This window comes from Streptomyces mesophilus (genome assembly GCF_011044995.1).
Classification (GTDB): domain Bacteria; phylum Actinomycetota; class Actinomycetes; order Streptomycetales; family Streptomycetaceae; genus Streptomyces; species Streptomyces mesophilus.
The window spans coordinates 157,388-167,493 of sequence record NZ_JAAKZW010000004.1; the positions used below are offsets into that span (position 1 = coordinate 157,388).

7 protein-coding genes are annotated in these 10,106 nt (G+C 70.8%); 2 read left to right on the forward strand and 5 right to left on the reverse strand.

Annotated features, from left to right (window positions below; translation table 11 throughout):
- Positions 1-219 precede the first annotated feature (219 nt).
- The 4 genes from G6045_RS02960 to G6045_RS02975 form a co-directional block, all read right to left on the reverse strand.
- Positions 220-2,961, reverse strand: coding sequence for a DUF6493 family protein (locus G6045_RS02960; RefSeq protein WP_206343196.1), 2,742 nt, complete (start codon positions 2,959-2,961; stop codon positions 220-222).
- Positions 2,958-4,379 carry an SWIM zinc finger family protein gene (locus G6045_RS02965; RefSeq protein ID WP_165330159.1) on the reverse strand — a complete coding sequence of 474 codons (1,422 nt, stop codon included), beginning with the start codon at positions 4,377-4,379 and terminating at the stop codon, positions 2,958-2,960. The genes G6045_RS02960 and G6045_RS02965 overlap by 4 nt, the downstream gene beginning before the upstream one ends.
- Before the next feature lie 77 nt (positions 4,380-4,456).
- Positions 4,457-6,034: an alkaline phosphatase D family protein gene (locus G6045_RS02970; RefSeq protein ID WP_165330160.1), complete on the reverse strand. Its 1,578-nt coding sequence runs from the start codon at positions 6,032-6,034 to the stop codon at positions 4,457-4,459.
- Positions 6,035-6,116: 82 nt separating this feature from the next.
- Positions 6,117-7,385, reverse strand: coding sequence for an RNA-guided endonuclease InsQ/TnpB family protein (locus G6045_RS02975; protein ID WP_235967501.1), 1,269 nt, complete (start codon positions 7,383-7,385; stop codon positions 6,117-6,119).
- 406 nt (positions 7,386-7,791) lie between these two features.
- On the opposite strand from G6045_RS02975, the gene G6045_RS02980 reads away from it, so the two are divergent.
- Entirely contained in the window at positions 7,792-8,202 is a 411-nt protein-coding gene (locus tag G6045_RS02980; RefSeq protein ID WP_165330161.1) for a VOC family protein, read from the forward strand.
- A gap of 31 nt (positions 8,203-8,233) precedes the next feature.
- Positions 8,234-8,908: a hypothetical protein gene (locus tag G6045_RS02985; RefSeq protein ID WP_165330162.1), complete on the forward strand. Its 675-nt coding sequence runs from the start codon at positions 8,234-8,236 to the stop codon at positions 8,906-8,908.
- On the opposite strand, the gene G6045_RS02990 is transcribed toward G6045_RS02985, so the two are convergent.
- A partial coding sequence (locus tag G6045_RS02990; protein WP_165330163.1) for an aminotransferase-like domain-containing protein occupies positions 8,884-10,106 on the reverse strand: 1,223 nt, incomplete at its 5' end. The genes G6045_RS02985 and G6045_RS02990 overlap by 25 nt on opposite strands.

The window sequence follows — 10,106 nt, forward strand, 5'->3', positions numbered from 1 at the left end:
TCGGTGTTGCGTGATCACGAACGCTTTGTGACTGAGCGGTTAAGTTCCCTTCTGCCCTTTTTGCGGTCAGATTGCTTCCGGGTTGCATCGGGAATCGCCCCAGGTCGGAGCGGCTGTGAACGGGGGCGGGGCGGGCGGCTGTCGGTCGGCCGGCGCACGGCTCCACCCGTTCTTGAGCCGCTCTCCATCGGCGCCGGGCCGTCCGCACCGAGCCGCCCGCTATCCGCCCAACGCCCGGTGCAGGCGCCGGGCCTGGTTCTGCACGCGCGACGTGCCGGTCCGGCCCGCCCGCTCGGTCAGTTCCGGTATCTCGGCACGGGCACCGCAGCGTTCCGCGCAGTCGGCTCCGACTTCGAGGAAGTCGCCGAGTGCCTTGGCCGGAAGATTCTCCTGGGTGAGCAGCCCGGGCAGGGCGGAGCGGAGTATCGCCCAGACGGTGGCGTACGCACCCGTGCCGGCCCCCGCGCGCAACCCGTCCGCGAAACGGCCCGGCTTGATGAGCGTCAGCTCCGACAGCTCGGCGATGTCCGCTCCCAAGCGCTCGGGATCCAGCACGCCGCGGGCGGCCAGGACGAGCAGGGCGTCGACGGCTTCGAGGCGGTCCTGCGGCCGACGGGCGGCGAGCCCGTACGCCACCGAGAGGTGCACGGCCTGGCCCGCAGGGCCGGGTGCTTCGGCGAGGGCGGGCAGGTAGCCCTGCTGCGGCCCGAAGTTGTGGCAGGCCACACCCGACATGAAGTGCAGCAGCCGCGCGGCGACCAGCTCGGGCTGTGCGGGCAGCACGGCGAGCAGATGCCGGTAGTGCGTGACAGGGGAGTGATCGGGTTCTGCCGGAGTCACCGGACGCCCGAGGCGAGCGAGGGGCCCGCTGAAGCGCTCACGCAGCCCGGGCAGCTCCCCGAGGTCGACCAGCACCGTGCGGGCGCGGTAGACCTCGCGGTGCTCGCGGTGCGACGCCGGCGCCGGCAGCGATCCCTCGCGCAGATGCTGGGCCAGGCGTGTTCCGTGGGAGGTGCCGAGGGCATCGGCCCGGGCGGCCAGGGCACTCAACTGCGCATCTCCCGCAGGGCCGTCAGGTCCCGAGGGGACGCCGGCACCCGTGGCGCCGTCGATGCCTGAAGGGCCCTCGAACCGAACGCGCAGCAGCGCCTGACCGAAGTCCATCTCGCCGACACGGGCCCCGAACCGCGTGTACTCCTCCAGGCGTTCGACAAGGATCGCCGCCTCGATGGCGCCGGAGCTGTCCGTCGGTGGCGCGAGAAGGAACGGGCTGGGGTCCGAGTGGATCCGATGAGCCGCCTCCCAGCAGCGCGCATCGTGGACAGCGGCCGGCCCGCCCCGCGTGGCCGAGGCTCCGGACGAAGTGTGCTGGGCCCTGCGGTGCAGCACCTCCATGCGCAGCCGGCCGAGAACTGCCGCGACGACGATCTCGATACCGCTCGCGAGGAAGTGAAAGGAGTCCTGGCGCTCGATCCATGAGCCGATGTGCTCCCACCAGCGCCGGCCCTCGACCACCGGACGCAGTGCGTCGGTCAGCGCCGCGCGGTCGCGTGCGGCCTGCCGCATCAGCCCGTCCAGGGCCCGCTCGAACGTGACGAGGTCATTGGGCGCCCCTGCCAGGAGCACGCTGACGTCCTCCGCCACCTCGGCAGGTGTCGCCCCGGCCGGGCTCACCGGCGTCCACTCGGGCGCAGGAGGCAGGAACTCCTCGTACGCGTAAGGGAGTTCGTCCCCCTCACCGATCGCCTGCCCCAAGATCTCCGCAGCGCCGCCCCGCAGCCCCGGCGTGAGCAACTCCGCCGCCGTCGCCAGCTCGGCGAGCTGCATCCGGTCGAGCGCCTCGGTGTGCCGGCCCACCAGCTTCAGCGCCCGCTCCTGGGCGTCGGTGTCCGGATGCGCGAACGCCTCCGCCACCGCCGGCAGCAGCTCCCCGGCTGCCGTGGGCCGGGCCTTGAGTACCTTGCCGAGCAGCACCAACTGCGCCCGCACCAGCTTCTTCTCCGTACGGAACAGCATCGCGCGCGACACGTCCGCCAGCCGCCCGTCGGACAGGCCGCCGTCGAGGGCCAAGGCCCCGAGCACGGACTGCGCGTGTGCGGCGACCGGTGAGCTCGCATCGGCGGCAAGGGCGGTCCAGTCCGCGAGATGGGCGAGCTGCTCCGCACGCGTCGGGGCCAGCTCTTCGAGCAGCCGCAGGAACATCCGCTCGTCCATCTGACGCCCGCCGCGCAGCAGTCGGGCCAGACTGGAGGCGATCATGGTGGGCCGGTCGAGGACGCCGTCCCGGGTGAGCAGAGCCAGCGCTTCGGGCCAGGTGTTCTGGCCCGGCTCGCCGGGGAAGGTGAACTGGGCGTAGCTGCCAACGTCCGGCGTCACGAAGAACGCGGCCATGAGCCGGGTGAGATCCGGATCGTGGCGAAGCCGGGTGAGCAGGGACCCCTTCCGGCTGCGGAAGTGCGAGAACATCCAGCCGTGCACATAGCTCTCGGTCGTCGGGGCCGCACAGCCCGACCTTCCGACGAGTCCGGCCATCAAGTCATAGGGGATCCCGGCCGACCGGGGCCGCTCGGCCAGCCGGTGTGCCACGTCGGCCAGCCACGCGGGGTCGCGCTCGGCCAGGACGTCGAGGAGCAGCGCGTGCGGAGGTTCCGTCCACAAGGTGTCCCGTGACGCGAGCCAGGCAGCGGCCGCGGCGGCACCGGTCTGGCAGCCCGCTCCGGCCACGGCGAGTGCCCGCGTGCGCTCACGGTTCTGCCAGTTCCACACGCCGCGGTTGGCCGACCTCAGCTTCTTCAGCAGGCCCATGCAGGAGCGCCGTTCCGCCAGGTCGAGCTTGACGACGTACTGCGCCGCGAGCTCGGCCTTGCCCTGCTGAATCGCCTCGTACACGTCGAGCACGCCGGGCCCGGCCTCGGCGAGCGCCGCGTCCACGGCCCCACCGGTCAACAGTCTGATGGTCATCGCACATCCCCCTCGGTCACCGGCGTACGCGGCTCAACGGACGCACCGGCCACGCCGGTCTCACCCCGCCGCACCAGCCGCACCGCGAGCGCATGCTTGCACGGTCCGCGCCCGCCCCTGTACTGGGCCCACCACAGACACGTACAGGTCAGCACGCCACCCTCCGCGCGGACCCGATGCACATGCCCGTCCTCGGCCCGCACCGTGGCCATCTGTCCGTCCAGCGTGACCGCGTGGCGGGCCACCAGGGCACGCGCGTCCTTCAGCCGTGGGTTGTGCCGCTCCACCCGGTCGCTGTCATACGGCAGTTCGCGATGGAAGTACGCCGCCTCCGCCGCGTCGTACCCCACCCGGCCCGACGTGCCCAAATGCACGAGCGCCGCCCGCACCCGCTCCACGGAGAGCCCGGCGGACGCGGCCAGTTCGGCGAGGTCGATCCGGGGCTCCCAGGCGAGCAGCACCGAGATCAGCTCCGCGTCCTCGGCCGCTTCGGCCCCCGCGAGCGCATCCAGCACACCGCCTTCGCCCGAGAATCCGCGGGCCGCATCGGGGGAGAGGGTGAGGGTGAGCCGCATCCCCGGCAGCACGGCCTCCCACGCTCCGGCCAGCGGTGACGCGTCCGTGGCGGCCGGTCCGTACACCCGGAGCGCCGTGGCATGGCGCAGCACCCGTTGCAGCGCGGAAAGCCGCTCGGGTCCCGGCAGGCACACCGCGCCGGGCACCGGACGGGTGGTCGGCCGTAGTCCCCGTCCCGCCGGCACCACCCACATCGCCCCTCGGGAGGCGCCCCGTGCGCCCGCACGCGGCAGACCGCGCAGGAAGCGCACCGCCTCCGCGGCCGGCAACTCGGCGCGCAACTCGAAGCCGGCGGCCACCACCTGGGCCTCAGCGAAGCCGCGCAGCCAGCGGTCGGGCAGCGGCACCTTCTTCTCGATCACCGCACCGTCCACGGTGGTGACCGCCAACTCCTCCGGGCCGACCCGCAGATGGAGCGGATCGTCCGAGCCGACCCGCGACAACGCCTCCCTGAGCGGATGGTTGACGTCCACATTGGTTGTACCGTGCCCGACCTCGCCCCCGTCCAGGCCCTCACTCAGGATGTCGAGGCGGGCCAGCACACCACCGCACCCGGAGAAGGACTCGAACCGCAAGCGGTCACCGCTGCCCGTCACCACCGGGTCGTAGGACGCGGGCCGCTGCGGCTGCCAATACCGCGCGGCCGCCACATCGGCCACGGCGAGGAGCGCCGCGGCGGCTGTCCGCGGCTCGGTCACGAACCCCGAGAAGAACCGCGGATGGTCCACCCGCCCCGCGGGAGTGGCCCCGCGCGAGGTCTCGAGTCCGAGCCGCTGTCCCAGCGGTCCCGACTCCAGCGCGGAGGGTCGGTGATAGGCCACGGCCTGCAGTGATCGCGTCATGCAAAAGACCGTAGACGGCGCCACTGACAACGGCCGTGGGCATCAACAATCCGCAGGTCAGGACGGGTTGAGGCCGCTCACTGCCCGACCCGGCCCGGCTGCAGCACCTTCGTGAACAGCACGGCCCCGGTGTCCTCCCGCAGCCGCACCGTCAACTCCCCGCTGCCACCGTCGATGTCCACCTCACCGAAGTACTGCGGCGACTCGGCCGGCGACACATTGGCGCGCGTCGGCGCCTTCACGAAGGACTGCTCGGGCCCGAACGTGCCGTCCAGCTTCACCGCCGGGAACCCGCCCGCTGCCAACGGCCCGGACACGAACTCCCAGAACGGGGCGAAGTCCTTGAACGCCGCCCGAGACGGGTCGTAGTGCTGCGCGGAGGTGTAGTGGACGTCGGCGGTCAGCCACAGGGTGCCGGTGATCCGCTGGTGCTTGATGTACCGCAGCAGCTCCGCGATCTGCAGCTCGCGCCCCAGCGGCGCACCCGGGTCGCCCTGCGCGACCGCCTCGAAGTTCACCGCACCGTCCGCCACGACCAGGCCGAGCGGCATGTCGGAGGCGATCACCTTCCACACCGCGCGCGAACGCGACAACTCCCGCTTCAGCCAGGCGAGCTGCTCGGCACCGAGGATGCCCACCGGGTCGTCGGTCTGCCGGTTCGGGGAGTTCGCGTTGCGATACGTGCGCATGTCCAGGACGAACACATCGAGCAGCGGACCGTGGCGCACCACCCGGTGCACCCGCCCCTCGTCGCGCCCGCCGGGCAGGGTGCTGATCGGGAAGTACTCGCCGAAGGCCTGCCGGGCCCGGGCGGCGAGCACGTCGACGTTCTTCTCCGTATAGCGGACGTCGTCCAGGGTCTGGCCCGGGTACCAGTTGTTGCGGACCTCGTGGTCGTCCCACTGGACGATCGAGGGGACCTCGGCGTTGAAGCGGCGCAGGTTCTCGTCGAGCAGGTTGTAGCGGAACGTGCCGCGGAACTCGGCCAGCGTCTCGGCGACCTTCGCCTTCTCCTCGGTCGTCACGTTCCGCCAGATCCGCCCGTCCGGCAGCGTCACCGTCGGCTGCAGCGGCCCGTCCGCGTACACCGTGTCGCCGCTGCACAGGAAGAAATCGGGGTGTCTGCGGCGCATTTCCTCGAAGACCCGGTAGCCACCGAGTTCCGGGTTGATGCCCCAGCCCTGGCCCGCGATGTCACCGGACCACACGAAGCGCACATCCTGGTGCCGCCGCTCGGGCGCGGTGCGGAACGTGCCGGTGATCGGACGTCCGGTACGCCGGGGGTCCTCGGGATCGGCCAGCGTCACGCGGTAGTGGATCTGCTCACCCGCGGGCAGCCCCCGCAGCCGCGTCGTTCCCGTGAAGTCGCTGCCCGGACCGAGCAGTGGGCCGTGCCAAGTGTGCGTACGGCGGAACGATTCGCTCGCGGAGGTCTCCACGATCATCCGGGCCGGCCGGTCGGAGCGCACCCACACCAGACCGGAGTGCGCGTCCACGTCCCCGGTCTGCACACCCCACTCGGCGCGCGGACGCCCCGACAGGGCGAGCGCCGGAGCGGCGCCGACCGCGGGCAGTGCCAGCGCGGCGGACGCGGCGAGCGAACCGCGCAGCACGGAGCGGCGGCCGGGAACGGAGCCCTGCTGACCTGATGACATCGGGTGAGCCTCCTGGGACGGGACCGACAAGTGCGCGGGAACAGACCTACTGGTGCACAGCGGCGCGCATGCGAACCCCAAGTCAACTTCTCGTCCCTGAACAGACCGAGCTTGTCACTCGGTGTTTGCCGGGCGTTGATTGCAAGTGGAGCGCGGCTGGCTGCGGCGTGGGTCCCCTGCGTCCGGTACGGTGGTCGGTCGCCGTACTGGGGCGATTGACTGCGCCCCGCTGCCACACAGCATCACCACGTACGGAGATGTTGCGGGAGCCATTGTGGTCCGCGTGCTGCACGGTCCCGCAGGACCGGCACACGAACTTTGCTTGATTCACCCTGTTTGTACGGTGGGTGTAGCCGCACTCCGAGCACTGGCGGGAGGTGTTGCGCGGGTCCACGAAGACCACGGGCACACCCACCCGGCGAGCTTTGTACTCGACGAACTTGCCGAGTTGGGCGAATGCCCAGGAGTGCAGGCGGGACCGCTGGTTTTTCTTGGCCGTGACCCTCTGCCGGATACCGCCCAGGTCCTCTAGGGCAATCCCACGCGAGGTGCGTTCAGCGGTTTCAACGATCGCCTTTGCGATGCGGTGGTTGGTGTGTGTTGCGTGCCGGGACTCACGGCGACACATCCGCTTGAGCCGGCGCTTCGCAGACTTGGTGCGCTTCTTCTGCAGTTTCGCCCGCAGCGCCTGCTGCCGTTTGCGGTACCGGTTCAGGCTGCGGCCGGACATGCTGTGGCCGTCGCTGGTGGTCGCGATGTTCACGATCCCCAGATCCACACCGAGGAATCCGTTCGGCTCGTATGGCTTCGGTTCGGCGATCTCGATCGTCGCCATCAGGTAGAACTCGCCGTCGCTGCACACCAGATCCGACTCGCCGTGACGCGAAGTAAGCAGCACGAGCGCCTGTTCGGAGCTGATGAACTTGATGCCCTTCAACCGGCCGACGATCGTCCAGATGGAGACCGTTCGCTGTTTGAGGTTCCAGGACAGGATGCGGTCATCGAACGGCTGCGCCGCATCCGCACGAAAGCGGATCGGCTTCGCGAGGGCGCGGATGCGACGTTTGGAGCCCTCGCGCCCGAGATTGCCCGCCGCGAGGTTCGCGTTGAGCGCGCTGTAGGCGTCGCACACCTTCTTCACGACCCGCACCGCAGCCTGCGCGCCGAGCCGGAAGTCGGCCCTGAGTCGGTGGTAGACGACGCTTTGCAGCGTGTTGCGTCGCTTCAGGCCGTTCGCGAACGCCACCTCGGACGCCGTGTTTGCAGCCTGATTACAGGAGCGCAGAGTCGCCTTGAGTGCCGTCGCCTGGTCGGGTGACGGCAGTAGCTTCACCTGCACTACTAGCTTCATGACCGTCGACGCTACGGCCAAATCCCGCACGCGCGAACGACTTTCGTTCGGGTTTGCGCGAACCGGCGATGTGTCGAACATGTGTTGCCCTGTAACCTGTATCGGCGGCACACGCGGCCTCATGAGTGGATGGCTCGCATGCGCGGCGCGTCTACAGAGGGCCCTCCCGGATCGGGTGTGTCTGTTGTCCAGCCTGAAGAGGGCCACAGCTTCGCCGAACAAGGCACATTGACTCCGCCCTCATGAGGCGGCGCTCCAGGCACCGGGGCCCAGGGCCCGCGCGAGGCACAGGGTCCTAGGGTCGCGGCCCGGTCGCCCCAGGTCGTACGACCAGAGCCCGATGACCTGGTGATCGGTGCCGCATAGGCTGCCCCGCAAGATCGGGAACGACCTGGGGGAGCCCCGCATGACCATCGACGGCCGCAGCCACATCCGTATCGCCCGCCCGTCCCTGGACCTCGCCGCCGCGGAGAGGTTCTACGTGGACGGGCTCGGCCTGAGCGTGGTCTGGCGCACCGAGGGCGACCACGGTCCCGGCGCCCACGACCTGCTGATGCTCGGTCGGCCGGACGCAGACTGGCACTTGGAGCTCGTCCACGACGCGGAGCACCCGGTCGCCCCGCGCCCCACCGAGGAGGACCTCCTCGTGCTCTACCTGGACGGACCGGTTCCGCAGGAGCTCATCGCCCGGATCGAGGAGCACGGCGGCAAGCGCGTCCAGTCGCCGAACCCGTACTGGAACGAATGGGGCGTCACGCTCCAGGACCCCGACGGCTACCGCCTCGTCCTGTGCACCCGCGCCTGGTCCAACTCCTGAACCGGGAGCCCTCCGCGATAGCGTCATGCTCATGACGCTCAACTCCGGTGCTTCCACAGCCCTGCCCGATCTCGCGACATCCCCGGGCAAAGGCCGCAGAGCGCGTCAGGTGACGGACTGGTTCGCGTGGCTGCTGCCCCCGGTGTACCTGGTGGCCACGGCGCTCCTCGTCCAGGCCGAGCTCGTCTCCGACGCCCTGGTCTTCGGCAACATGGCCACGCCGTTGATCAGCCTCCTGGTCCTCTTCTACGCCTCCACCGGCTGGCATGTCACGCCGTACGAGAAGGACTTGCTGTCCGCGCGCACGCTGACCGGCCGCCGGACCCTCGACCTCGCCCGGCTCACCAAGGTCGGCCGGAGCGAGGTCGCGGGCCAGGGCTCCACGGACGACCGGCTCATCCTGACGGACGCCCATGGTGTACGGGTCATCGTGAACAAGCTGCGGGGCGGCACCGGGGACGTCGACCGGCTCGTACGCCGCGCGCTTCTGGAACGGCCGATCGACGCCGGCGTCGTGGTGTCCGCCCGGGCTGCCGAGCGGCTCGGACTGGAGGACGAGGTGCGCAGGGCCAACAACAAGATGGTGCCCGGCCGCTGCCTGCGCGGCTGGGTCGTCGGCTGGATGCCGGTCCTGCTCACCCTCGTCTATCTGCCGGTGGGCTTCGGTCTGCTCATCCTCGGCTATCTGGCGGCGGGCAGTCCCTGATCACCGCGATCCGCCTGATCGTTCCGCAGCAGCTGAGCGTTCCGCACCACCTGAGCGAGCAGTCCCACGGCCTCGGCGATCCGCTCCGGCGCCAAGTGCGCGTATCCGATGACCAGATGCGCCCGGCCGCCGGGCGGGGGAGCGGAGGAGTACGCCTCCAGAGGACGGATGGACAGGCCGAGCTCCGCCGCCCGCTCCGCAAGCGCGGGACCCGCGCCTGCGCCCGGGGGAAGGGCGGCGATCACATGCAGACCGGCGGCGATCCCCGTCACATCTGTGCCCGGCAGCCACCGCGCGAGCGCCGCCAACAGGACGTTGCGCCGCTCGCGATACGTCCGCAGACAGCGCCTCAAGTGCCGGTCGTAGTCGCCGCGTTCGATGAACCGCGCGAGCGTTTCCTGGTCGAGTGCGGGGTTCCCGAGGTCCATGAGGCGTTTGCGGGCCACGATCGCCTCGGTCAGTCCCTCGGGCACGACCACCCAGCCGAGCCGCATCCCGGGAGCCAGTGACTTGCTGACCGAGCCGGTGTACGCGACGTGGTCCGGGTCGAGGCCCTGCAGGGCGCCCACCGGCGCGCGGTCGTAGCGGAAGTCCCCGTCGTAGTCGTCCTCGATGACCAGGCCGTCCACCGACCGTGCCCAGTCGAGGAGTTGAGCACGCCGCCGCGCCGAGTAGGCGATCCCCGACGGGAACTGATGCGAGGGTGTGGCCACCAGCGTGCGCACCCCGTGCTCGCGCAGCAGTGCCAGGTCAGGGCCCTGCGCGTCCAGAGGTATCCGTACGGTCCGCATCCCCGAGTGGGCGAAGAGCTCCGCGTGTTCGGGGCTGCCCGGGTCCTCCGCGGCCACCGTCCGCTCACCGCGCGCGTACAGGACCAGGCCGAGCAGCGTCATGGCCTGGGAGACCCCGGAGCAGATCACGACCTGTTCGGGAGAGACGACCACGCCCCTTCTGCGGACGAGGAGTTGGGCCACGGCGGTACGCAGTCGGGGCAGACCGCGCGGATCCGGGTAGCCGAGCGAGGCGTGGGGCAGTTCGGCGAGCACCCCGCGCTGGGCCGCGGACCAGGCGGAACGCGGGAACAGGGACAGGTCGGGGATGCCGGGCAGGAGGCTGAGCCGGGTGTGCGGTGTGGCGCCGCCGCGAGGAGCAGGTGACGGAACGGCTGCTGAGGCCGCCACCGCCCCGCCCACCCAGG

Bases quoted from the DNA above. Each gene is read 5' to 3' on its own strand.
- G6045_RS02960 (WP_206343196.1), bottom strand. From the start codon at position 2,961: ATGACCATCAGACTGTTGACCGGTGGGGCCGTGGACGCGGCGCTCGCC.
- G6045_RS02965 (WP_165330159.1), bottom strand. From the start codon at position 4,379: ATGACGCGATCACTGCAGGCCGTGGCCTATCACCGACCCTCCGCGCTG.
- G6045_RS02970 (WP_165330160.1), bottom strand. From the start codon at position 6,034: ATGTCATCAGGTCAGCAGGGCTCCGTTCCCGGCCGCCGCTCCGTGCTG.
- G6045_RS02975 (WP_235967501.1), bottom strand. From the start codon at position 7,385: ATGAAGCTAGTAGTGCAGGTGAAGCTACTGCCGTCACCCGACCAGGCG.
- G6045_RS02980 (WP_165330161.1), top strand. From the start codon at position 7,792: ATGACCATCGACGGCCGCAGCCACATCCGTATCGCCCGCCCGTCCCTG.
- G6045_RS02985 (WP_165330162.1), top strand. From the start codon at position 8,234: ATGACGCTCAACTCCGGTGCTTCCACAGCCCTGCCCGATCTCGCGACA.